22 protein-coding genes and 1 pseudogene are annotated in these 22230 nt (G+C 68.8%); 18 read left to right on the plus strand and 5 right to left on the minus strand.

Going from position 1 to position 22230, the window contains the following annotated elements; translation table 11 throughout:
• The 7 genes and pseudogenes from LQD00_RS18010 to LQD00_RS18040 all read left to right on the plus strand — a co-directional run.
• Positions 1 to 784 (plus strand): annotated as a pseudogene (locus LQD00_RS18010) (hypothetical protein); the annotation flags it as partial.
• Positions 781 to 1689 (plus strand): sugar phosphate isomerase/epimerase family protein, encoded by a 909-nt coding sequence (locus LQD00_RS18015; RefSeq protein WP_232718487.1) that lies wholly within the window; start codon positions 781 to 783, stop codon positions 1687 to 1689. The pseudogene LQD00_RS18010 and the gene LQD00_RS18015, both read left to right, overlap by 4 nt.
• A 64-nt stretch (positions 1690 to 1753) precedes the next feature.
• Positions 1754 to 2614 carry a thioesterase family protein gene (locus LQD00_RS18020; protein WP_232718488.1) on the plus strand — a complete coding sequence of 287 codons (861 nt, stop codon included), beginning with the start codon at positions 1754 to 1756 and terminating at the stop codon, positions 2612 to 2614.
• A 6-nt stretch (positions 2615 to 2620) separates the two neighbouring features.
• On the plus strand, positions 2621 to 3481 hold the full coding sequence (gene proC / locus LQD00_RS18025; protein ID WP_232718489.1) for a pyrroline-5-carboxylate reductase: 861 nt from the start codon (positions 2621 to 2623) through the stop codon (positions 3479 to 3481).
• A gap of 187 nt (positions 3482 to 3668) precedes the next feature.
• Positions 3669 to 3902, plus strand: coding sequence for a helix-turn-helix domain-containing protein (locus tag LQD00_RS18030; RefSeq protein WP_074851213.1), 234 nt, complete (start codon positions 3669 to 3671; stop codon positions 3900 to 3902).
• A gap of 316 nt (positions 3903 to 4218) precedes the next feature.
• Positions 4219 to 4320 (plus strand): 30S ribosomal protein bS22, encoded by a 102-nt coding sequence (locus tag LQD00_RS18035; RefSeq protein WP_003402602.1) that lies wholly within the window; start codon positions 4219 to 4221, stop codon positions 4318 to 4320.
• A gap of 217 nt (positions 4321 to 4537) precedes the next feature.
• Positions 4538 to 5590, plus strand: a complete 1053-nt coding sequence (locus LQD00_RS18040) for an NAD-dependent epimerase/dehydratase family protein (RefSeq protein ID WP_006865301.1) — start codon at positions 4538 to 4540, stop codon at positions 5588 to 5590.
• 401 nt (positions 5591 to 5991) lie between these two features.
• Here the strand turns inward: LQD00_RS18040 and LQD00_RS22780 are convergent, their stop codons facing one another.
• Positions 5992 to 6126, minus strand: a complete 135-nt coding sequence (locus LQD00_RS22780; protein ID WP_269785173.1) for a hypothetical protein — start codon at positions 6124 to 6126, stop codon at positions 5992 to 5994.
• Here LQD00_RS22780 and LQD00_RS18045 point away from each other — a divergent pair.
• Positions 6115 to 7110, plus strand: coding sequence for a lysophospholipid acyltransferase family protein (locus LQD00_RS18045; protein WP_232718490.1), 996 nt, complete (start codon positions 6115 to 6117; stop codon positions 7108 to 7110). The two genes, LQD00_RS22780 and LQD00_RS18045, sit on opposite strands and share 12 nt — an antisense overlap.
• A 32-nt stretch (positions 7111 to 7142) precedes the next feature.
• Positions 7143 to 8306 (plus strand): zinc-binding dehydrogenase, encoded by a 1164-nt coding sequence (locus LQD00_RS18050; RefSeq protein ID WP_232718491.1) that lies wholly within the window; start codon positions 7143 to 7145, stop codon positions 8304 to 8306.
• Positions 8307 to 8313: 7 nt separating this feature from the next.
• On the opposite strand, the gene LQD00_RS18055 is transcribed toward LQD00_RS18050, so the two are convergent.
• Entirely contained in the window at positions 8314 to 10683 is a 2370-nt protein-coding gene (locus LQD00_RS18055; RefSeq protein ID WP_232718492.1) for a transketolase-like TK C-terminal-containing protein, read from the minus strand.
• 62 nt (positions 10684 to 10745) lie between these two features.
• Complete coding sequence (locus LQD00_RS18060; RefSeq protein WP_232718493.1) at positions 10746 to 11915, minus strand: HAD family hydrolase; 1170 nt, start codon at positions 11913 to 11915, stop codon at positions 10746 to 10748.
• A 173-nt stretch (positions 11916 to 12088) separates the two neighbouring features.
• On the opposite strand from LQD00_RS18060, the gene LQD00_RS18065 reads away from it, so the two are divergent.
• The 9 genes from LQD00_RS18065 to LQD00_RS18105 all read left to right on the plus strand — a co-directional run bounded on the left by LQD00_RS18065 (position 12089) and on the right by LQD00_RS18105 (position 20365).
• Positions 12089 to 12343: a glutaredoxin family protein gene (locus tag LQD00_RS18065; protein ID WP_040535244.1), complete on the plus strand. Its 255-nt coding sequence runs from the start codon at positions 12089 to 12091 to the stop codon at positions 12341 to 12343.
• Between the two features lie 153 nt (positions 12344 to 12496).
• Entirely contained in the window at positions 12497 to 13324 is an 828-nt protein-coding gene (locus LQD00_RS18070; protein WP_232718494.1) for a redox-sensing transcriptional repressor Rex, read from the plus strand.
• On the plus strand, positions 13321 to 14697 hold the full coding sequence (locus tag LQD00_RS18075; protein WP_232718495.1) for a glutamyl-tRNA reductase: 1377 nt from the start codon (positions 13321 to 13323) through the stop codon (positions 14695 to 14697). Before LQD00_RS18070 ends, LQD00_RS18075 begins: the two co-directional genes overlap by 4 nt.
• On the plus strand, positions 14694 to 15638 hold the full coding sequence (gene hemC / locus LQD00_RS18080; RefSeq protein WP_232718496.1) for a hydroxymethylbilane synthase: 945 nt from the start codon (positions 14694 to 14696) through the stop codon (positions 15636 to 15638). The genes LQD00_RS18075 and hemC overlap by 4 nt, the downstream gene beginning before the upstream one ends.
• A gap of 49 nt (positions 15639 to 15687) precedes the next feature.
• A complete protein-coding gene (locus tag LQD00_RS18085; RefSeq protein WP_232718497.1) occupies positions 15688 to 17367 on the plus strand; it encodes a bifunctional uroporphyrinogen-III C-methyltransferase/uroporphyrinogen-III synthase in 1680 nt (559 codons plus the stop codon).
• Positions 17368 to 17380: 13 nt separating this feature from the next.
• Positions 17381 to 18358 (plus strand): porphobilinogen synthase, encoded by a 978-nt coding sequence (hemB, locus tag LQD00_RS18090; protein WP_006865291.1) that lies wholly within the window; start codon positions 17381 to 17383, stop codon positions 18356 to 18358.
• A 65-nt stretch (positions 18359 to 18423) separates the two neighbouring features.
• Positions 18424 to 19290, plus strand: a complete 867-nt coding sequence (locus tag LQD00_RS18095; RefSeq protein WP_232718498.1) for a Bax inhibitor 1 family protein — start codon at positions 18424 to 18426, stop codon at positions 19288 to 19290.
• Positions 19287 to 19730 carry a hypothetical protein gene (locus tag LQD00_RS18100; protein WP_232718499.1) on the plus strand — a complete coding sequence of 148 codons (444 nt, stop codon included), beginning with the start codon at positions 19287 to 19289 and terminating at the stop codon, positions 19728 to 19730. The genes LQD00_RS18095 and LQD00_RS18100 overlap by 4 nt, the downstream gene beginning before the upstream one ends.
• Complete coding sequence (locus tag LQD00_RS18105; protein ID WP_232718500.1) at positions 19727 to 20365, plus strand: DUF3093 domain-containing protein; 639 nt, start codon at positions 19727 to 19729, stop codon at positions 20363 to 20365. The genes LQD00_RS18100 and LQD00_RS18105 overlap by 4 nt, the downstream gene beginning before the upstream one ends.
• Here LQD00_RS18105 and LQD00_RS18110 read toward each other — a convergent pair.
• Both LQD00_RS18110 and LQD00_RS18115 read right to left on the minus strand, forming a co-directional pair.
• A complete protein-coding gene (locus LQD00_RS18110; protein WP_232718501.1) occupies positions 20347 to 21063 on the minus strand; it encodes a hypothetical protein in 717 nt (238 codons plus the stop codon). The genes LQD00_RS18105 and LQD00_RS18110 overlap by 19 nt on opposite strands.
• Before the next feature lie 89 nt (positions 21064 to 21152).
• Positions 21153 to 22067 carry a manganese catalase family protein gene (locus LQD00_RS18115; RefSeq protein WP_232718502.1) on the minus strand — a complete coding sequence of 305 codons (915 nt, stop codon included), beginning with the start codon at positions 22065 to 22067 and terminating at the stop codon, positions 21153 to 21155.
• Positions 22068 to 22230 lie beyond the last annotated feature (163 nt).

Here is a 22230-nt window from a genome sequence, read left to right on the forward strand (position 1 = left end):
CGCCGCGAAGTCGGGCAAGGACGCCGCCCCGGCCGGTGGTCGCGCGCGAGCCGCCGCGGCGCGGGCACGCGATGACGACGAGAACCCGACCGAGATCATCGCGCCGATCGCGACCCCGGAGGACGACGCTCCCGAGGAGTCGGCAGCGGTGGACACCCGCGGCGAGGCGACCCGGGCCGCGGAGTCCCGGACCGCGGAGACCGGCGACACCGAGGACTGGCAGGCATCGGCCCAGTGGTACGACACCGAGGCGTGGTCGGCGCCGGTCGTCGACGAGGAGGACGACCAGCCGAGCGAGTCGGACGAGTCCACCGCCGCATCCGAGCCCGTCGACCTGGTCAAGCCCGAGGCTGCCCGTCTCGCGGAGACCGCCGACCTCGACGAGACCCCCGGTGATGACACCGAAGGGCCGTCGGAAGCCGCCGCTGCCAGTTCGGCGTCCGAGGGCGAGCCGGCCGCGAAGCCCGCGGCCACCGTCGACGAGACCGACGAGGGCCGGCCCGCCGAGGGCGAGGCCGAGGAGAGGTCGCCGGCCGCTGCTTGGCTGCTGATCTTCGGTCAGGCGGTCGTGGGTCTGGTCGTCGGCATCGGTCTGTTCTGGGGCTTCACCGAGCTGTGGCGCTGGAACCCGTACTTCGCGCTGGTCCTCGCGGTCCTGGTGATCTTCGGGATCGTCACGCTGTCGCACGTGGTGCGGCGTACCAAGGACCTGACCACGACGCTGCTCGCGTTGGGCGTCGGCCTGCTTGTGACCATCGGTCCACTGGTGTTGCTGGCCACGTGACGCCGCCCGAGCCGCCTCCGCTCCCCAGACCGGAGATACCCATCGGCCTGTCGACCGCCTCGGTCTACCCGCAGAACACCGAGGCGGCCTTCGCCTACGCCGCTGACCTCGGCTACGACGGTGTCGAGCTGATGGTCTGGGGCGACCCGGTCAGCCAGGACATCCGTCGCGTGAGTTATCTGTCGGATCACTATCAGGTTCCGGTGCTGTCGATCCACGCCCCGTGCCTGCTGATCACCCAGCGGGTGTGGGGTCGCGACCCGGTCGTGAAACTCGCCCGCTCGGTGCAGGCGGCCGAGGACCTCGGCGCGTCGACCGTCGTGGTGCACCCGCCGTTCCGCTGGCAGCGCGGCTACGTCTCGGCCTTCGACGACCTCGTCGGCGAACTCGAGGACGACAGCGGCGTGGCCGTCGCCGTGGAGAACATGTTCCCGATGCGGGCGGATCGCTTCTTCGGGTCGCGCGAGCCCTCCGTTCGCCGGCTCCAGAAGCGCGGCGGTGGCCCCGGTCTGGCCGCGTCGGCGTTCGGCAAGTCGATCGATCCCACCGACGACGGATACTCGAACTACACGCTCGACCTGTCGCACACCGCGACGGCGGGTGTCGACGCCCTCGACCTGCTAGATCGCATGGGATCCAACCTCAACCACCTGCATCTCGCCGATGGTCACGGCGCAGCCACCGACGAACACCTCATCCCCGGCGATGGCGGTCAGCCGTGCGCCGAGGTGTGCCGCCGGATCGCGGAGAGCGACTTCGCCGGCGCGGTGGTGCTCGAGGTCACCACGGGCAGTGCCCGCACCAAGCCCGAACGCAGTGCGCTGCTCGCCCGTTCGCTAGATTTTGCGCGGCAGCATCTCAAACGGGAGCTGCACCCCGAGAGCGCCGGCCGGCTCGACATCTGACGCCGGAGATCGTCGCGTCGCGGTCACCCGCCGACGTCGGGGTCGGTACGACGAAAGCGGGACGATGACCAGCAAGATCACCGAGGTACTGGCGTTGACCGAGGTGGACCGCGGTGGTCCCGACTCCATCACCTTGCGCGCTCACATCGACGACACCTTCACCATCGGACCCAAGGTGCATGGCGGAAGCCTGCAGATGGTCGTGGCGAAGGCGGCGCGCACCGCATTGAGCGCTCTCGCACCGTCCGACGATCCGAAACTCGCCGACGCGGCCGCCGCGATGATCCCGGTTGCCGTCGCCAGTGACTACCTGACCGCACCCGACGCCGCCGACGTCGACCTCGCCATCTCCGTGCGCAAACGCGGCCGGACCGTGACGGTCCTCCAGGTGGACGCGGTGCAGCAGGGGCGCACGGTCGTGTCGTCGTCGGTGACGATGGCCCGCCCCGACTCCGGCACCCCGCACCACTCCGGACCCAACGTGCTCGACGGCACGCCCGCCGAACCGCCGTCGACCGGCATCTCGCTGGACGGTTCGCCGATCGCCGAGATCAACCACCTCGGCGCGGCGGTCGACCTCGTCCTCGACGCCGAGACGTTCCCGATGGTCCGCGGCGAGACCGGTGAGCCGCTCGTGCGCGGGTGGATTCGTCCGAAGGGCCTCGATCCCGACGAGTACTTCGCGGTCCTGGTGTGCGACATCTCGCCGCCGGTGGTCTTCAACCTCGCGATGTTCGGCTGGGCGCCGACCGTTCAGCTGACCACCTACGTGCGCCGGCATCCCGCGCCGGGTTGGCTGCGGTTCGCCGCGACGAGTACCGAGGTCGGGCCCGGGATGTTCGAAGAGGATCATCTCGTGGTGGACTCGACCGGGGCAGTTGTGGCCCAGTCCCGTCAATTGGCACTCATTCCCGCAGGAAGGTAGACATTCGTGACCGAACGCATCGCCATCATCGGTGGAGGCAAGATCGGGGAGGCGCTCCTGGCCGGCCTGATCGGCGCCGGGACCCCGACGAAGGATCTCGTCGTCGCGGAGAAGCTCGAATCCCGCGCGTCCGAGATCGCCGACGAGTACGGGGTCCTGGTGACCGATGTGAAGACGGCCGCCGAATCCGCGCAGTACGTCTTCCTGGCCGTCAAGCCCGACGCCGTCGACTCGGTGCTGCGGGAACTGGCCTCGGCCGAGGACAACGCGGAGACCGAGCGCGTGACCGTGACTCTCGTCGCCGGCATCCCGCTGGCCCGCTACGAGAGTGCGCTGCAGGCCGGTTCGCCGGTCATCCGCGTCATGCCGAACACGCCGATGCTCGTCAACGAGGCCATGTCCGCGGTGTCGGCCGGACGCTACGTCGGTGACGAGCAGCTCAGCGCCGTCGTCAACATCCTCAAGACCGTCGGCCGGGTGGCCGTGGTTCCCGAGAAGCAGATGGACGCGGTCACCGCCGTGTCCGGGTCCGGTCCCGCCTATGTGTTCCTGCTCGCCGAGGCGATGATCGACGCCGGCGTCGGCCTGGGTCTCACCCGCGCGCAGGCGTCGGAGATGGCGATCCAGACCATCCGCGGCGCCGGGGTCCTGCTCAGCGATTCGGGCATGTCACCGGTCGACCTGCGGGCGGCTGTGACCTCTCCGGGCGGCACCACCGCGGAGGCGATCCGCGAATTCGAGGCGAACGGCCTCCGGCACGCCGTCTACCAGGCCACTCGCGCCTGTGCGGCCGCCAGCGCCCGCGGCGGACGTCGAGTGGAAGTCGAGGGTTTGACGGCGGGACACGCGGTAACAGAGACCCCATGACTTGTGGTCGATAAGCGGCTAAACCCCAGCATGTTGGGGTCGAGTCACAGAAATCCCAGAAATCACGGTCCCTCACGTCGCTTTTTTCACATCTGCCACGCTAAGCTGCTTTAAGCACGTGCGTGTCTGATGTCCGCAGGAGGGGAAGCCTGCGGCCGCGACGCGTGCACCGGAGGTTGAGTGATCAATGGCACCTGCAGACACTCCTGGTGACAGGACGGCTTCGGTGAGCAATGCGACCTCTGCGTCGCAGTTCCTCACCGTCGCCGAGGTTGCGTCGCTGATGCGCGTTTCGAAGATGACCGTCTACCGTCTCGTCCACAACGGCGAACTGCCCGCAGTTCGGGTCGGACGCTCGTTCCGTGTGCACGCGAAGGCGGTGCACGACTACCTGGAGACGTCGTACTTCGACGCCGGCTAGGTTCGGTCTCGGCTGACGCGCCGATCAGCAAGTTCTACCCAGCACTCCCGAGAGTGGCCGTACGGCCGCTCCGGGAGTGTTGTGTCTGACGGGTGTGTCCGACCCGGGCCGGCGGGCCGTCCTGGTGGACGTTTCGGCCACCGCGATTTCCTGATCCGACACACCGCCCGGTAGGCTCAGTGGTCGCGTACCTGGATGTACCGGTGAGCTCCTCGAGCCGGGTAGTCGACGCCAGTCGACGACCACTGACGAAGCCGATCGAGTGCAGGCCAGGGTCGGTCAAGTACATCAGTGTCAATCGTGAGGAAGCGCCCCCATGGGTTCAGTGATCAAGAAGCGCCGCAAGCGCATGTCGAAGAAGAAGCACCGCAAGCTGCTGCGTCGAACCCGGGTGCAGCGCCGCAAACTCGGCAAATAAGCACTCTCATGGCACCAGGACCCGCCTCGGCGGGTCCTTTTGCTGTTTCAGGTGGCGTCGCCGCCCGGTGAAGACCTGCGCGCGCGTTGGGTTTGTCGGGAGGCACTGAGGTCCTTTGTCACACGAATGACCCGGTTCCGGGGTCGTTCGTCACCGATCTCTCCGATCCGGGCCCCTCGACGGGCTGAAACGGGTCGATGACGTTAGCCTCGACGCCATGGCCGAATCCTCCGCAGTGTTGCCTCGGGTCGTCCTGGTGACGGGGGCGTCGACTTTTCTCGGCGGGTACCTGGTCGCACGGCTCGCGGCCAATCCGCAGATCGAACGTGTGCTGGCAGTGGACTCCCGGGTACCGCGCAAGGACCTACTGCGCCGGATGGGTCGTGCGGAGTTCCTGCGTCTGGACATCCGGCGTCCCACCATCGCGAAGGCGCTGGCGTCGTACGAGGTCGACACGGTGGTGCACGCCGCGACGTCGATCGCCGACACCGCCCCGCACTCGGCGGCCATCAAGGAGTTCAACGTCGTCGGCGCCATGCAGGTCTGCGCGGCCTGTCAGCGGACACCGTCGGTGAAGCGACTGGTTCTGCGATCGACCGCGATGGTCTACGGCTCCAGCGCGCACGACCCGTCGCACTTCTCCGAGGAGACCCGCGCACGACGTGAGCCCAAGCGGGGTTACGGCCGCGACCTCCTCGACGTAGAGGGCTATGTACGGGGTCTCGGGCGTCGCCGCCAGGACATCGACATCACGATCGTGCGCCCACAGGCGATGCTCGGACCGCGGATCACCACGCGCATGGGTTCGTACCTCTCGGCGCCGGTGGTCCCGACCGTCATCGGCTACCAGCCGCGCCTGCAGTTTCTGCACGAGGAGGACGCGCTCGCGGCGATGGAGCACGTGACCCTCGCCGGCAAGCCCGGCACGTTCAACCTCTCCGGTGAGGGGGTGGTGACGCTGTCGCAGGCCATCCGGCGGGTCGGACACGTCGAACTGCCGGTGCCGAGCGGTCTCCTCGCGCCGATCGCCGGGGTGTTCCAGGACCTGCGTTCGGCGAAGCTCCGCTCGTCACAGACCGAGTTCCTCACCTACGGCCGCGTGCTGGACACCACCAGGATGCGCACCGAGCTGGGTTTCGTGCCGCGGTACACGACCATGGAAACCCTCGACGACTTCGTGGAACGCAGCGGCGTGACACCGGTGATCGGGACCGACGTCTGGCGGGCGCTCGAACAGCGTGTCGTCTCTGCCGCACATCAACTCCAGTGAATTGTGAGATGAGATTGGTGCGAGGAGTTGCGGACGAGGTGCGCAACGTCGGTGCAACCTCTAGACTTGGACGCCAGACCCACACCGCGCGCGGGGAAGCCACTCCACCGCGGGCGACGGGTGAGGACTTCGTGAACATGCCGACGATCACTCGGGGGAGATCGCGGTCGTTCTCGGGTTCGGCGTTTCATGTCATCGACGACGCAGCGTTGCGTCGATAGGTCCGGGGGAATGGCTTGTGACGGAACGATTGCCAGTAGTTCAGGCACCCCCGGTTCAAACGGCGAGCGGGGGGTTCACCGACACACGGACGATCCACGGGACAGGAACAAGGGGTGAGCGCCTTGCCAGGTAGCGGAGCTACGGATGCACGTACCGCCAAGGTCATACAGCTCTACGCGTCACCGTCCGGTCCGGACGCCGCCGCTGATCGCCGCGGCGCACGCGATTCGGGACGTCGTCGGCATCCGAGCCAGCAGGGCCCGGGACACCGACCGAATACCGGTGCGATGCACGATGATTCGATGCTCGGTCATCCCAACACCGATGGATTCGGCCGTCCGCCCGCGAGGATCACCCCGATCAGCGACGAGATCGCACTGTCGGACGAGGCGCTCGGCATCGAGCACCGGGGCCCGTCGAAGTCGAGCCCGCTGTTCAGTCTCGGGGGCATCCGGAATGCCGTCGCCGACACCCTGACCTCCACCGCGGGCTTCATCCGCGAACGGATGGCCGGCGAGTACGAGGTCGACGAGTTCGGATTCGATCCCCATTTCACCGAATCGGTGTGGTTTCCGGCACTCCGGCAGGTCTACGAGAAGTGGTTCCGCGTCGAGGTCACGGGTATCGAGAACCTGCCCCTCGAGGGCGGTGCGCTGCTCGTCGCCAACCACGCCGGCACCATCCCGGTCGACGCGATCATCACCTCGCTGGCCGTCCGCGACAACCACCCCGACCACCGGTACCTGCGTGTCCTCGCCGCCGACATGGCCTTCGACTCGCCGGGCATCAGCGAGGTCGCGCGGCGTATCGGTGCGACGCTCGCCTGCAACAACGACGCCGACCGACTCCTGCGCAACGGCGAGCTCACCGCCGTGTGGCCGGAGGGTTTCAAGGGCATCGGCAAGCTGTACAAGGACCGCTACAAGCTGCAGCGGTTCGGCCGGGGCGGCTTCGTGACGACCGCGCTGCGCAACGCGGCGCCGATCATCCCGGTGTCGATCGTGGGTTCGGAAGAGATCTACCCGATGCTCGCCGACCTCAAGCCGCTGGCAAAGGTGCTCGGCCTGCCGTACTTCCCGATCACGCCGTTGTTCCCGTGGCTCGGGCCGCTGGGCATGGTGCCGTTGCCGTCGAAGTGGCACATCCACTTCGGCCGCCCGATCGAGACCGGTTCCTACGACGAGTCGTCGGCCGACGACCCGATGGTGGTCTTCGACCTCACCGACCATGTCCGCGAAGAGATTCAGCAGACGCTGTTCCGGATGCTGAGCCGTCGCGGGAGTGTCTACTTCGGCTGACACCGACGCTCACCGACTGATACTCATGACGCATGCGTGCAGTCGTGTGTCGAGCCGGTGAACTGACCGTCCAGGACGTCCCCACCCCCGTGCCCGAGAAGGGCCAGGTGCTCCTCCGTGTGTTGCGGGCCGGCATCTGCGGGTCCGATCTCCACGCCCGCGTGCACTGCGATGCGACCGCCGATGTGTCCGACGAGGTCGGCTACGACGCGTTCATGCGCTCCGACCAGTCGGTCGTCATGGGACACGAGTTCGCCGGCGAGGTGGTGTCCTACGGGCCCGAGTGCCGCAAACGGTGGGCACCGGGAACCCCGGTCGTGGCGGTACCGATGATCCGTCACGGCGAGGAGGCGCACCTGACCGGCCTGACGGCGTCGGCGCCGGGAGCCTACGCACAGTTCGTACTGGTCTCCGAGGACATGACCTTCGAGATCCCCGATGGGCTGTCGATCGATCACGCCGCCCTCACCGAACCGCTCGCCGTCGCCCATCACGCGATCCGTCGCGGTGAGGTCGGCAAGCGCGACGTCGCGGTGGTGATCGGCTGCGGCCCCATCGGGCTGGCGGTCATCGCCATGCTCAAGGCATCCGGTGTGCGCACCGTGATCGCGAGCGACCCGTCCGCGGGACGCCGGTCGCTGGCCGGCCGCGTCGGTGCCGACATCGTCGTCGACCCGGCGGTGGAGTCACCGTTCGACCGGTGCGCGCAGGAGGGGAAGTACGTCACCGCCGCGCAGGACCTGCTCGGCACCGCCTTCGACGCGATGCACACCCTGCGTCGAATCCCGTTGGCGCCGTGGAACTCCCTGTTCCGGCTGGCAGACCGGCTCGGCGCGACACCGAAGGGCCCGGTGATCTTCGAATGCGTCGGCACCCCCGGCATGATCGAGCACGTCGTGTCGAACGCGCCGTTCCGCTCACGTGTCGTCGTGGTGGGCGTGTGCATGGAGCCGGACACCTTCCGTCCGGCGATGGCGATCAACAAGGAGGTCGAGCTGCGGTTCGTGTTCTGCTACGACCCGGCCGAGTTCCACGAGACCCTGCACATCATCGCCGAGGGCAAGGTCGACGTCGCGCCGATGATCACCGCGACGGTCGGACTCGAGGGAGTGGCGGCGGCGTTCGACGCGCTCGGTTCGGCGGCCCACCACGCGAAGGTGCTGATCGATCCGATGAGCGAGAACGCCTCGCTCTGAGCATGTCTCAGAGTGCGAGGTCGAGGGCGGCGCGGACGATCGAATCGGTGTCGATGCCGTGCAGGCGGTACACGTCCTCGAGCGAACCGACCTGACCGAACCGACGGACACCGAGGGCCGCACCCGGCACGTTGTTGATGCCCGTGAGGAAGGCGAGCGTGTGCGGGTGCCCGTCGAGGACGGTGACCATCGGTGCCGCGCGCCCGGGCGGGAACACCTGGTCGAGAATCCACGACGCGGCGTCGGCGAGCCCGCGTCGGGCCTGCAGCGCCTCGAAGATCTGTCCCGGGCTCGTCACGCAGACGACGTCGGCGCCGACGCCCTGCTCCGCCAGGCGATCGGCGGCAGCCAGTGTCTCGGTGATGACCGCACCCATCCCGACCAGGGTGACCTGTGGGGAGTCGGTGCGGCGCAACAGATATCCACCGGCCACCACCTGGCGTCGACGGCGTTCGCGGGCGGCCGGGTCGTCGGGGACCGCGGCGAGCCGCTGGTCGACCGGTCGCGTCGACAACCGCAGGTACGACGAGGTCCCGTCGGGGCGTCCGAGCCGGCCGATGCATGCGAGCAGGGTCCACTCGACATCGATCGCGAAGGCGGGTTCGTAGCTGACGCACCCGGGTTGTTCCAGGCCGATCGACGGTGTCGTGATCGACTGGTGCGCACCGCCTTCCGCGGCCAGTGTGACGCCGGACGGGGTGCCCACCAGGATCGACTGGCCGCCGGCGTAGATGCCGTAGGACCACGGCTCGAGGGTGCGTTCCACGAATGGGTCGTAGAGCACGCCGATCGGGAACAGCGGTTCGCCCCAACGACTCCAGGTGGCGCCGAGCTCGCCGATCAGGCCCGCCAGGTTCGTCTCGGCGATACCGAGTTCCATGTGCTGGCCGGTCGGACGTTCCCGCCAGTGCATGATCGTCTCCGCGTCGTCGGCGAACCAGTCGCGGCATTCGTTCGGCGACCACACCCCGACCTTGTTCAGCCAGCCGGCGAGGTTGGTCGTCGAGCTGACGTCGGGGCTCACGGTGACGACGCGAGCGGATGCCTCGGGCGCTTCCCGGGACAGGGCGAGGAGTGTACGGCCCAGTGCCGCTTGCGTTGTCGATGTTCCCGACGGCGTCTTCCCGGTGTCGGTCGGGACCGCGGGCGGTGCGGTGGCGGCGATCGGTTCGCGATGGAGTCGCTCGGCGGTGTCGGCACAGAGCCGCCCCTCGTCGGTGTTCTCGTCGAACCGTCCCCACGGATGGCTCGGGTCGAGACCGAGTGATGCCGCGAGTTCGTCGTACTGTTCGACGGTGAGCAGCGAGGAGTGGTTCTGCGGATGGCCCTCGATCGGCAGCCCGTTGCCCTTGATGGTGTAGGCGAGGATGACCGTCGGACGGGTGTCGTCGATCTGCTCGTAGGCGCCGACGAGGGCGTCGAGGTCGTGGCCGCCGAGGTTGCGGATGGCCTTCAGGAGGGTCTCGTCGTCGACCGCGGCGATGAGCGCGGCGACCGCATCGGCGTCCGGACCCGATCCGGGCAGGCGCTCGCGGACCTCGTCGGCGTCGCACCGCAGCAGGCGTTGATACTCGGGGTTGGGCATGTCGAGGATGCGCGAACGCAGTGCGGGACCGCCGGTCCGGCCGAACAGATCCTCCAGCAGCCGACCGAACTTCACCATGATCACCTGCCACCCGGCGGCGGCGAACATGGCCTCCAGGCGCCCGGCGGCGATGTTGGGGACGACCCTGTCCAGGGACTGCCGGTTGAGGTCGACGATCCAGACGATCTCGCCGAGCTCGGCCACGGAGGGGTCGAGGATGGCCTCCCAGACCGCGCCCTCGTCCAGTTCGGCGTCACCGACGAGCGAGTACTGCCGGGCGAGCACCGTGGGTGAACGACGGTCGGCGGCGACCGCATCGGGGCCGCCGATCGTGGTGTCGAGATAGCGACGTGCCACTGCGCCCCAGATCGGCGCCGTTGCACCGATTCCCACCGATCCGGTCGAATAGTCCACCGCGTCGGGGTCTTTGGTGCGGCTCGGATACGACTGGAGTCCGCCGAACTGCCGCAGTGTCGTCAGGTACGACTCATCGAGCCCGTCGAGCAGATAGTTGATGCCGTGCAGGACCGGCGACGCATGGGGTTTGACCGAGACCCGGTCACCCGGACGCAGCTGCGAGAACCACAGCGACGTCATGATCGACACCATCGAGGCGCACGACGCCTGGTGCCCGCCGACCTTGAGCCCCGACGGGTTCGGCCGAACCCGGTTGGCGTGGTGGATCATCGACGTCGAGAGCCACAGCACACGCTGCTCGATCGTGCGCAACGCCTCGGGTGTACCGGTCGCGTCTGTTCCGGATCGGGGATCGGCGAGGGTCTCGTCCGTCATGGTGGTCCTCTCCGGGATGCGGGTCTCTCCGGGTGGTCACCGACGTCGCGACGAGGCGTCGTTCAGCGGTGTCGTAGCAACCGTGCGGCGGCAGCGGCACCACCACCGGCGGCGCCCAGCACGATGGCGGTACCGGCACCGTACTTCGCCGCCTTGCGTGCTGTCCGGAAGTCGTACATCTCCCATCCGCGGACCTTGGCGACATCGCGCAGATCCGTGTCGGGATTGATGGCGACGGCCTTGCCCACTAGCGAGAGCATCGGGACGTCGTTGTGCGAATCCGAGTACGCGGTACAGCGTTTGAGGTTGAGGCCCTCGCGGATGGCGAGTGCACGCACCGCGTGGGCCTTACCGGGCCCGTGCAGGATGTCGCCGACGAGGCGCCCGGTGAACACGCCGTCGACGCTCTCGGCGACCGTGCCCAGCGCACCCGTGAGTCCGAGCCGGTCGGCGATGGTCTGCGCGAGCTCGACCGGCGTCGCGGTCACCAGCCACACCTGCTGACCGGCGTCGAGATGGCGCTGTGCGAGAGCTCGTGTGCCCGGCCAGATCTTGTCGGCGATGTAGTCGTCGAAGATCTCCTCGCCGAGTTCGACGAGTTCGGAGGTCTGGCGTCCGGCGATGAACGAGAGCGCCTTCTCCCGGCCCTCGGCGACGTCACGGGCGTTCTCCTTGCCGGTGATCCGGAACTTCGCCTGGGTCCACGCGAAATCCATGATGTCGCCGTAGGTGAAGTACTTGCGGGCGGCGAGACCTCGAGCGAAGTGCACGATCGACGCACCCTGGACGAGGGTGTTGTCGACGTCGAAGAAGGCGGCCGCGGTCAGGTCGCGCGGGGGTTCGCCGGGCTCGATGTCGGTCGGTTCGCGCAGCCGGAGCGAGTCGACCGCGGCCTTCGCGCTCGCCTCGCCGGCCAGGGTCTGGCGGAGTTCGTGCGCGGTCTGGCGGAAGCGACCGGTCGCGGCGCTGGCCCGCTGGGAGATCCACGTGGTGACCCGGTGGGTCTCGTCGTCTCCGGCGGTGTCGTGGAGTTCGGCGTCCTCGTCGAAGTCGTCGTCGAACTCGATGCGTGCCGCCTGCGACTCCCAGTCCTCGCCGGTGTCGAGCGGGGTGGCGCCGGAGTCGGCCGGTACGGATGTCGGCGCAGGGGTTTCGGGATCGGCGGCGCCGGGCACAGGTGTCTCGGAGGGACTGTCGGGTCGTTCGTCTCCCGGGCCCGGGGTGTTGCCCACTGCCCACCTCCCACGTCGCGTCTGGCGCCAGCACTGCCTGCGCGGTCCAGCCTAGCGGCCACACACGACGATCAGCGTCGCCGCCGGGCGGTTCTGGCGCGCCCGGGCCGTGGTCCTCGTCACCGGTCCGGGGTCGCGTCATCGTGGGAGCGGGGCGCTGCGACCATGGACCCATGACCGTGGAACTGCTGACCCGTGAGGGATGCCAGATGTGCGCGACCGCCCGTCGCGACCTGACGCGGATCTGTGGCGAACTCGGTGTGGAGTTCACCGAGGTCGACGTCGACCGGGCCGCGGCCGACGGCCGTCCCGAGATCCGTGCGGAATTCGGGGACCGGCTGCCGGTGGTGCTGCTCGACGGTGACGAGCACAGCTACTGGGAGGTCGACGAGCCCCGGCTGCGCACCGACCTCGCGCGCCGTGGCTGACCCCCTCTGATCGCGGACATCCACCGATCCGCCATCGCGGAGAAGCTGTTGCGTTTAACACAGGCCGCGGAATCGTGAGGGCCCATGTGAAGAGTTTCACAGGGGGTTATATCCTCGGATGAACGTGCTGTGCGAAGGGAAGCGGAGGTGAGCGTGGGCGCCGATCGTCAGAAGCCCGGCGACGCCGACCCTCCCGCGTCCGCGCTGCCGCCGCCCGCCGCCGCGGTCGCCACCGACATCCCGGCCCCCACGGTGGCCCGTCTGGCCACATATCTGCACGTCCTGCGCTCCTTCAGCCAGCGCGGCGTCCTGGTGGCATCGAGCGGCGAACTGGCCACTGCGGCCGGTGTGAACCCCGCCATCCTCCGCAAGGACCTCTCCTATGTCGCCGCGAACGGTGTCCGCGGCGTCGGATATGACGTCGGTCGTCTCACCGCCCGCATCTCGATGACCTTGCACACCGACAGCATCCACACCGTCGCCCTGGCCGGCGCGGGTCAGCTCGGACGCGCCCTGCTCGCCCACACCGGCTTCGGCCGCGGCTTCCGGGTGGCCGCGATGTTCGACGCCGATCCGGCTCTCGCGGGCACATCACTCGAGGTCGGAGGCCCGCGGATCTCCCCGCTCGCCGATATCGCGGCGGTCTGCGCCGAGGTCGAACCCGCGGTGGAGATCGGGGTCGTGGCCACCGCCGACGAAGACGCCCGGAACGCCTTCGACGCCTTCGTCGAGGCCGGCGTACGGCAGGTGCTGAACGTCACCCCGGTGGCGCTGACGACGGAGGCGGATGTCGTCGTCAGACAAGTTGATCTAGCCTTGGAACTACAGGTTTTGACGTTCCAGGCCTCTCGTGGCAGTTCACAGGCCCCGCGGAACGACCTCAAGATCTCCTCACGCAGCGCCGTCGGTGTGCCTCGCGAGGTGAAGGCGGCCGATGGACGCCGCGGAAAAGCAATGGGTGAAGAAACGGTGACAGCGTGAGTGTTCTGTTGTTCGGGGTGTCGCACCGCAGTGCGCCGGTCGAGGTGCTCGAGCGGTTGACGGTCTCCGACCACGACCGTCCGAAGCTGGTCGACGAATTGCTGTCGTCACGGGCGATCTCCGAGGCCATGGTCGTCTCGACGTGCAACCGCGTCGAGATCTACGCGGTCGTCGACGCCTTCCACCCGGCCCTCGAGGCGGTCGGCGAGGTACTCGGCGACCACTCGGGCATGACCGTCAACGAGATGACCCGGCACGCCTATGTGCGCTACTCCGAGGCCGCCGTCGAACACCTCTTCACCGTGGCCGCCGGTCTCGACTCGCTCGTCGTCGGCGAGCAGCAGATCCTCGGGCAGATCCGCAACGCCTACCTGAGCGCGGACGCCAACGACTCGGCCGGCCGCGTCCTGCACGAGCTCGCCCAGCAGGCTCTGCGCGTGGGCAAGCGGGTGCACACCGAGACCGGCATCGACCGGGCCGGCGCATCGGTCGTGTCCGTGGCGCTGCATCGCGCGAAGTCGCTGCTCACCGACCCCGCGACCGGGGCGCATCGCCTGCGCACCGCGGTGGTGGTCGGCGCCGGTGCCATGGGTGGCCTCGCGACCGCCCAGCTCGCGCGCGAGGGCGTCACCGAGCTGTCGGTGGTCAACCGCACGGTCGAGAACGCCCGCCACCTCGCCGACAGCATCGCCGCCAACCACGGCATCACCGTGCACGGCGTGGGCCTCGACGAGCTGCCGGCCGCGATGGCCGCCGCCGACGTCGTCGTCAGCTGTACCGGTGCGGTCGGCTCCGTGGTCAGCGTCGGTGCGGTCCATTCGGCTCTCGCCGAGCGGAACCGCAACGGCGACACCACCCCGATGGTGATCTGCGACCTGGGACTCCCGCGCAACGTCGACCCGGCCGCGGCCCGCCTGCCCGGCGTGCACGTCGTCGACATCGAGGGTCTGCGGGGCGACTCCGAGACCCAGGCCGCGGAGAACGACACCCTCGCCGCGCGGTCCATCGTCGCCGCCGAGCTCGCCGACTACCTCACCCATCAGCGCCAGGCCGAGGTCACCCCGACCGTCGCCGCGCTCCGTCAGCGCGCCGCCGACGTCGTGGAGGCCGAGATCCTGCGCCTCGAGACCCGGCTCCCGGACCTCGAGAACAACCAGCGCGACGAGGTCGCGAAGACCGTCCGACGCGTCGTCGACAAGCTGCTGCACGCGCCGACCGTGCGGGTGAAGCAGCTCGCCTCGACGCCCAACGGCGACCACTATGCGGAGGCTCTGCGCGAATTGTTCGAACTCAAACCAGGTGCGGCAGAGTCGGTTTCGGCGCCCGATCGAATCGGGACCACCGAGGCGGCCGGCGAGCAGGGTGACCGATGAGCGAAACCCGGACCGCGCCGATCCGGATCGGTACGCGGGGTTCGCTGCTGGCCAGGACGCAGTCGCAGACCATCGCCGACGCCCTCACCGCCGCCGGACACCCGGCCGAACTGGTCATCATCAAGACCGCCGGTGATGCCTCGGCCGCCCCGGTCGCCGAGATCGGCGTCGGTGTCTTCACCACCGCCATCCGCGTCGCACTCCGCAACGACGAGGTCGACGTCGCGGTGCACTCCTTCAAGGACCTCCCGACGGCTCCCGAGGACGACCTCACGATCGCGGCCGTCCCGACCCGTGTGGACCCGCGAGATGCGCTGGTCAGCCGGGACGGACTGGTGCTCGGGGAACTGCCCCCGGGTTCGACCATCGGGACCTCGGCGCCGCGCCGGGCGGCACAGCTTAAGGCATTGGGTCTCGGTTTGGAAATCCGCCCCCTAAGAGGCAACCTAGATTCTCGGTTGGGCAAAGTCGCCAGCGGCGAACTCGACGCAGTCGTGGTCGCCCGCGCCGGCCTCGTGCGGATCGGACGGACCGAAGTGGTCTCCGAAGCGCTCGATCCGGTCGTCATGCTGCCGGCTCCGGCGCAGGGTGCTCTCGCTGTGGAGTGCCGCTCAGACGATGCCGAACTGGTGAGAATACTCGCCGAGTTGGACGACAAGTCCACCCGGGCGGCCATCGAGGCCGAACGGTCGGTGCTCGCGGCTCTGGAGGCCGGGTGCACCGCGCCGGTCGGAGCGATCGCCGAGGTGGTGGAGTCGATCGACGAGGACGGGCGCATCTTCGCCGAACTGTCGCTTCGCGCGGCAGTGGCGGCCGAGGACGGATCCGATGTGATCCGCGCTTCGGTGGTGGGTCCGGTCGATCGGGCCGTTCAGCTGGGTAATGATCTCGCCGCCGAACTGCTGGAGCTGGGAGCGGGCGAACTCGTCAACTCTCCCTAGCAGAGAACGAACTGCAGCCCTCCATGCGGGGGCAGGAGAGTGCGAACCCATGAGCCGTACGAAGAAGGCAAATCCCGGACGGATCCTGTTCGTGGGGTCGGGTCCAGGTGATCCCGACCTGCTCACCGTGCGGGCGCGCACCGTGATCATCAATGCGACCACGGCCTACATCGATCCCGATGTCCCGGCCGCCGTGGTGTCGCTGATCGGCAGTGCACATCGCGAAGAACCCGCACCGAACACCCGCCGGTCGACCAAGAAGGCCGACAAGGCGGACGAGAAGGCCGGTACCGACACAGCAGGCACCGCGGCCGATGCAACCACCGCACCCGCCCCGGAGGCCGACAAGGCCGACGAGGAATCCGTGGTGCGCCCGGCACTCGGCGACCCGACCGAGGTTGCCAAGACCCTCGTGGCCGCCGCCCGTAACGGTGACGACGTGGTCCGCGTCGTCGCCGGCGATCCGCTGACCACCGATTCGGTGCTCGCCGAGGTCAACGCCGTGGCCCGCCACTCGGTGACCTTCGAGGTGCTGCCGGGCCTGCCCGCCGCCTCGGTCGTCCCGAGCTACGCCGGTATGCCGCTGGGGTCGACCCACACCGAGGCCGACGTGCGCGGCGAGGTCGACTGGGCCGCTCTGGCCGCCGCCCCGGGCCCGCTGGTCCTGCACGCCACCTCCGGCCACCTGGCCGAGACCGCGAGCGCGCTGACCGAGCACGGGATGGCACCGCAGACCCCCGCGGCCATCACCATCAATGGCACCACCTGCGCCCAGCGCACCATCGAGGCCACCCTCGCCACGCTCAACGAGCAGGGCAACGCGCTGACCGGTCCGCTGGTCGTCACCGTCGGCAAGGTCGTCGGCTCGCGCGGCAAGCTCTCCTGGTGGGAGTCACGCTCGCTGTACGGCTGGACCGTGCTGGTGCCGCGCACCAAGGACCAGGCCGGCGACATGAGCGACCGCCTCGTGAGCCACGGCGCGATCCCCAAGGAAGTGCCCACGATCGCCGTCGAGCCGCCGCGGAGTCCCGCGCAGATGGAGCGCGCGGTCAAGGGACTCGTCGACGGCCGCTACCAGTGGGTCGTGTTCACCTCCACCAACGCGGTCCGCGCGGTGTGGGAGAAGTTCGCCGAGTTCGGTCTCGACGCCCGCGCCTTCTCCGGTGTGAAGATCGCCTGCGTCGGCGAGGCCACCGCGGAGAAGGTCCGCTCCTTCGGCATCAACCCCGAGCTCGTGCCGTCGGGTGAGCAGAGCTCGCTGGGACTCCTCGAGGACTTCCCGCCCTATGACGACGTCTTCGACCCGGTGAACCGAGTCCTGTTGCCGCGCGCCGACATCGCCACCGAGACCCTGTCCGAGGGTCTGCGCGACCGCGGCTGGGAGATCGACGACGTGACCGCGTACCGCACCGTGCGCGCCGCACCGCCGCCCGCCGAGACCCGCGAGATGATCAAGACCGGCGGCTTCGACGCGGTCTGCTTCACCTCGAGCTCGACGGTCCGCAACCTCGTCGGCATCGCCGGAAAGCCGCACGCACGCACCATCGTCGCGTGCATCGGTCCCAAGACCGCCGAGACCGCAACGGAATTCGGTCTGCGCGTCGACGTGCAGCCGGAGAACGCGTCGGTCCTGGAACTGGTCGACGCGCTCGCCGAGCATGCCGCCCGGCTCCGCGCCGAGGGCGCACTGCCCCCGCCGCGCAAGAAGTCCCGTCGATCGCGTTCGTGAGCGGGGCGCACCGATGGCACCGATGATCCGTCCCCGCCGGTTGCGCACCACGCCGGCGATGCGTCGGCTGGTCGCCGAGACCACCCTCGCACCACGGCAACTCGTGTTGCCGATGTTCGTCGCCGACGGCATCGACGAGCCGAAGCCGATCTCGTCGATGCCCGGCGTCGTCCAGCACACGATGGACTCGCTGCGTACCGCTGCGGCCGAGGCCGTCGAAGCGGGCGTCGGTGGGCTGATGCTCTTCGGCGTGCCGCGTGCGGAGGACAAGGACGCCACCGGTTCGGGTGCCGACGCCGACGACGGGATCCTCAACCGGGCCCTGCGGGCGCTGACCGACGATCTCGGTGACTCGACGGTCCTCATGGCCGACACATGTCTCGACGAGTTCACCGATCACGGGCACTGCGGTGTGCTCGACGGTCGTGGGCGCGTCGACAACGACGTGACCCTCGACCGCTACGTGTCGATGTCGCTGGCGCAGGCACGCGCCGGCGCCCAGCTGCTGGGGCCGAGCGGGATGATGGACGGCCAGGTCGCCGCCATCCGCGAGGCACTGGACGCCGAGGGCTTCACCGACACCGGAATCCTGGCCTACTCGGCCAAGTACGCGTCGGCCTTCTACGGTCCGTTCCGCGAGGCGGTCGGTTCGTCGTTGCAGGGGGACCGGCGGACCTATCAGCAGGACGCGGCCAACCGGATCGAGTCGCTGCGGGAGGTGCGCCTCGATCTCGAGGAGGGCGCCGACATGGTGATGGTCAAGCCCGCCATGAGTTACCTCGACATCGTGCGCGACGTCGCCGAGATGAGCGACGTCCCAGTCGCCGCGTATCAGATCAGCGGTGAATACGCGATGATCACGGCCGCGGCCGAGCGGGGCTGGATCGACCGCGACGCCGCGATCCTGGAATCGCTGACCTCGATCCGCCGTGCCGGCGCGTCGGTCATCCTGACCTACTGGGCCACCGAGGTCGCAAACCGGCTCTCCTGAGCTGTCCGCATCGGCCTCCGGGGCGCATGCACCGGGTCGGGTCCGCGTCCGATTAGGCTGGTGCCATGTCCGCACCGTTCGATCCGATGCGCGCCCCGTCCGAGCCCGACGCGCAGCAGCGCCCGACGATCCCGGATTCGATCTCCATCGCCGTCGAACTGTGGGTGGTGGTCGTCGTCGGGCAGATCGTCGCGCTGTTCGCCCAGACCGGCACCTTCGTCGACATGGTCCGCGATCAGATCCGCGACAACCCGCAGCAGGGTGTCTCCGAGGATCAGCTGCAGTTCATGACCTCGTCCGGTTTCGTCGTCGGCGTCCTCGTCGCGATGTCGGTGTTCCTGACCGCGATCACCGCCCTGGTCGTCTGGTTCACCCGCAAGGGCTACAACTGGGCCCGCATCGTGCTGGGGGCGATGGGCGTCTACATCGTCGTCAACCTGGTCTTCTCGCTGTTCGGCGACACCGAGCCGGCGTGGGCGATGGTGCCGCTGGTCATCAGCGGCGTCGCCGCACTGGGCGCGACGGTGTTGTTGATGCGGGGTGACTCCGAGAAGTACTGCCGGCGCATGGCGGAGGACCGCAAGCCACGGCCCGTCCCGCCCGCCGCAGCCCCGTACCCGTACGGCCAGAATCTCTACGGTCAGAATCCTCATGGCCAGAACCCTTATGGGCAGAACCCCTACGGTCAGAATCCGTACGGGGACAATCCCTACGGGCAGGGGCCAGACGGTCAGAATCCATACGGCCACAACCAGTCTCCGGCGTCGCCCGAGACGACCCCGAATCCGTACGGATCTCCGTCACAGCCGGGGGCGGAGTCCGGTGACACGCCGTATGGTGACAGTTCATCCGGTGCCGACCGCGGTGGAACACCCGATCTCCGCAAGCACGAGAACCCCGACCCCGACAGCGAAGGACCGAAGAAGCAGTGACAAGTCCCGACCCGGCACAGCGTCCGAAACTCGTCGTCTGGGCCTACCGGTGCTGGGTGGTGTCGGGAGCACTCCTGGCCGTCCTCGGTCTCCTCGTGGTGATCCTGTCCGCGGTCGACGATTCCGGGTCGATGTCCTCGGCGACGCTCGGCATCCTCGTCCTGATCGTCGGAGTCGCCTACATCCTGCTGGGCAGCAAGGCCTTCACCGGTGACGCACGCTGGCGCTCGTCGCTGTCGGCACTGACCCTCGTCGTCGTCGCGATGCTCCTGTTCCTCAGTGTCGGTCTCGGTTCGCCGGTGTTCGCGCTGACGCTCCTGGCAGGCATCATCGGGCTGTTCGGCTCGCTGCTGGCCTACCGGCCGGTCTCGGAGACCTGGTACACCGGCCAGGCGCCCGAACCCAAGAAGCAGCGCACGCCGCGCAAGAAGAAGCCGTGACCGACGAGACCCCGGACCCTGCCGACCGGAACGATCCGGTCGAACCCGAGTCGATCGAACCCGAAGCGGCTGAACCGGAAGAGGAGCCGGGCGAGGTCCTCTTCTACGAACCCGGCGGCAGCAGGTGGGTGGTCCTCATCGGACCCGTGCTGGTCCTCGCCGTCCTGATCATGGAGATCGCCGGCCCGGGACAGGTGCACTGGCCGGTCCTGATCATCTTCCTGGTGATCCTGTTCGGCTTCTCGCTCGTGCAGGTGTCCGCGGCCCGACGCCATGTCAGCGTCGAACTCACCGAGACGACGCTGCGACAAGGAGCGGTGACGACCCCGCTCGCCGACATCGAGAAGATCTATCCGCCCAACAACTCCGCCACACCCGAGGACTGGGAGAGCGCTCGTGCGCTCGGCGAACTCCACGGGGTGCCGCGGCGTCGGAAAGGCGTGGGGGTACGGCTCACCTCCGGCGACCTCGCGCAGGCCTGGGCGCGCGACGTCGAGGTGTTCCGCAGCGAACTCACGCAGGCGCACGCCGCCGTGCGCATGGGATTGCCGCCGTCGACGAAGAAGCCCATCCGCGGGGACGGAAGCCGCAAGACCGATCCAGAGCCCGAGGAGGGTCAGGACACCACCGAGTGACGGCCCTTGCGGCTGTCGCGGTAGGCGCGTCGGCGCAGGTCGCCCAGCCACGACGGGGCGAACTCGACCCCGTCGGGACGGTGCAGGATCGGATCGAAGTCGATGTCGAGGCCGGTCAGGACGTGATCGAGCTCGATCCGGGCCAGCGGCACGAACCGTCCGAAGCCCGCCTCGAGGATGATCACGACCGGCCGTTTGGTGCGCAGGCAGGCGGCGAGATCCTCGACATTCAGCCCTGACGGTCCGGTGGGCTCGATGATGCGGGCACGGATCCAGTAGAGCTCGCCGTCGTAGCGGTAGGGCGTCAGGCTCGAGACCGCGGTCGGGGCCCAGTGGGTGGCCGGCAGCGGCACCGGGAGGCGACCCGACAGCGGTGCGGGCCCGGCCATCAGGAGGTCCCAGGCGCCGGATGCGGCGTCGCCGGTGACGTTCGGGGTGGGAGCGTCGGCGGGGGCGTTCGTCGGGGCCACTGCGGGGAACCGCACGGCCACACCGACGATGTCGGGCAGGCCGCCCGGGGTGCCGATGCCCTTCGACAAACGGACCGTCACCGGTCCCGATCGGAAGGGCAGCGGATGGTCGCCGGAGACCGACGCCGTACCGCCGCAGAGCAGGCCGTCGGGATGGAACACGCGGGCGTGCCGTAGGGCGCCGAGCCAGCGGAACGGCGTGGTGATGAGGTCGGGCAGGTCAGGCATGGCACCTCCGTAGATGAAGCGGCACCGCCGACACGGCAGGGCCGCGAACCCCTCGGGAGTCCGCGGCCTGCCGTACCGACGACGGGTTTTTAGCCGGTCGGATCGGGATCGACGACGTCCTTGATCTTGCCCATGACACCCTTCTCAGTGCCGAACTGCGGCTTCTGCGGGTCTCCCATGGCGCCATCGTAGGTCGCGTAGAGCTTCGGGTCCGGCGGCGGACCGGACTGGCGGTCGCCGAGCGGCTGCGGGTCGGCGAGGAACTTGAACTCGTGCTTCCCGTCCGGGGTGGGGCCGCTGGCCCAGCCGCCCTTGTCCGAGTCCGCACCGTCCGAGAGGTGCCACAGCGTGCTGGCGTGCTCGCTGAACTCCTCGTCGAACAGATCGTCCGGGGCGATGGTGCCCTCGAGGCCGTCGGCCTTCAGCTCCTCGATGGCCTTCAGCCACAGGTTCTGGTGATAGGTGTCGCGGGCCAGGTTGAACCGCAACATGTCCTTCACACCCGGGTCGTCGGTCATGTGCCACAGGCGGGCGGTCTGCACGCGTCCCTGCGCCTCGGCGGTGACGTTGGCGTGGAAGTCGGCGAGCAGGTTGCCACTGTGGACGATGTAGCCGGCGTTCCACGGCACGCCGTTGCTGTCGGCGAGGCGAGGACCGCCGCCGGAGAAGACGGCCTGGGTGGGGTCGGAACCGCCGAGGACCGCGGCCACAACCGGGTCGCCGAGGGCGTTCGCGGTCGCGTCGGTGACCGGCGCCCCCTCGAGGAGACGCGCGACCATCGTGGCGATCATCTCCACGTGACCGATCTCCTCAGTCGCGATGTCCATGATCAGGTCCTTGTACTTACCTTTCATGCGGCAGTTCCAGCCCTGCATGAGGTACTGCATCGTCACGGTCATCTCGCCGAAGGCGCCACCGAGCAGTTCCTGCAGCTTGCGCGCGTAGACGGGGTCGGGCTTCTCGGGCTTGACGTCGAACTGCATGTAATCGGTATGACGGAACATGATTCCCCTGACGGGCGTCGCGGTGTAGCCGCCGGCGGATGAGGCCCGGCAGGACTCGTTGTTCGCGATCGGCGTTGATCGCGACGGTCCCGCGCCGTTCGCGGACCCAGGCGTCGACGAGCGTGCTTGGTTCCCAACGCGATTCGCGTCGAGCATCGACCGG

The sequence above is a fragment of the Gordonia metallireducens genome, assembly GCF_021245825.1.
Taxonomy (GTDB): Bacteria; Actinomycetota; Actinomycetes; order Mycobacteriales; family Mycobacteriaceae; genus Gordonia; species Gordonia namibiensis.

Bases quoted from the DNA above. Each gene is read 5' to 3' on its own strand.
- LQD00_RS18020 (WP_232718488.1), top strand. From the start codon at position 1,754: ATGACCAGCAAGATCACCGAGGTACTGGCGTTGACCGAGGTGGACCGC.
- LQD00_RS18030 (WP_074851213.1), top strand. From the start codon at position 3,669: ATGGCACCTGCAGACACTCCTGGTGACAGGACGGCTTCGGTGAGCAAT.
- LQD00_RS18035 (WP_003402602.1), top strand. From the start codon at position 4,219: ATGGGTTCAGTGATCAAGAAGCGCCGCAAGCGCATGTCGAAGAAGAAG.
- LQD00_RS18040 (WP_006865301.1), top strand. From the start codon at position 4,538: ATGGCCGAATCCTCCGCAGTGTTGCCTCGGGTCGTCCTGGTGACGGGG.
- LQD00_RS18045 (WP_232718490.1), top strand. From the start codon at position 6,115: ATGCTCGGTCATCCCAACACCGATGGATTCGGCCGTCCGCCCGCGAGG.
- LQD00_RS22780 (WP_269785173.1), bottom strand. From the start codon at position 6,126: ATGACCGAGCATCGAATCATCGTGCATCGCACCGGTATTCGGTCGGTG.
- LQD00_RS18050 (WP_232718491.1), top strand. From the start codon at position 7,143: ATGCGTGCAGTCGTGTGTCGAGCCGGTGAACTGACCGTCCAGGACGTC.
- LQD00_RS18055 (WP_232718492.1), bottom strand. From the start codon at position 10,683: ATGACGGACGAGACCCTCGCCGATCCCCGATCCGGAACAGACGCGACC.
- LQD00_RS18065 (WP_040535244.1), top strand. From the start codon at position 12,089: ATGACCGTGGAACTGCTGACCCGTGAGGGATGCCAGATGTGCGCGACC.
- hemC (WP_232718496.1), top strand. From the start codon at position 14,694: ATGAGCGAAACCCGGACCGCGCCGATCCGGATCGGTACGCGGGGTTCG.
- LQD00_RS18085 (WP_232718497.1), top strand. From the start codon at position 15,688: ATGAGCCGTACGAAGAAGGCAAATCCCGGACGGATCCTGTTCGTGGGG.
- hemB (WP_006865291.1), top strand. From the start codon at position 17,381: ATGGCACCGATGATCCGTCCCCGCCGGTTGCGCACCACGCCGGCGATG.
- LQD00_RS18095 (WP_232718498.1), top strand. From the start codon at position 18,424: ATGTCCGCACCGTTCGATCCGATGCGCGCCCCGTCCGAGCCCGACGCG.
- LQD00_RS18110 (WP_232718501.1), bottom strand. From the start codon at position 21,063: ATGCCTGACCTGCCCGACCTCATCACCACGCCGTTCCGCTGGCTCGGC.
- LQD00_RS18115 (WP_232718502.1), bottom strand. From the start codon at position 22,067: ATGTTCCGTCATACCGATTACATGCAGTTCGACGTCAAGCCCGAGAAG.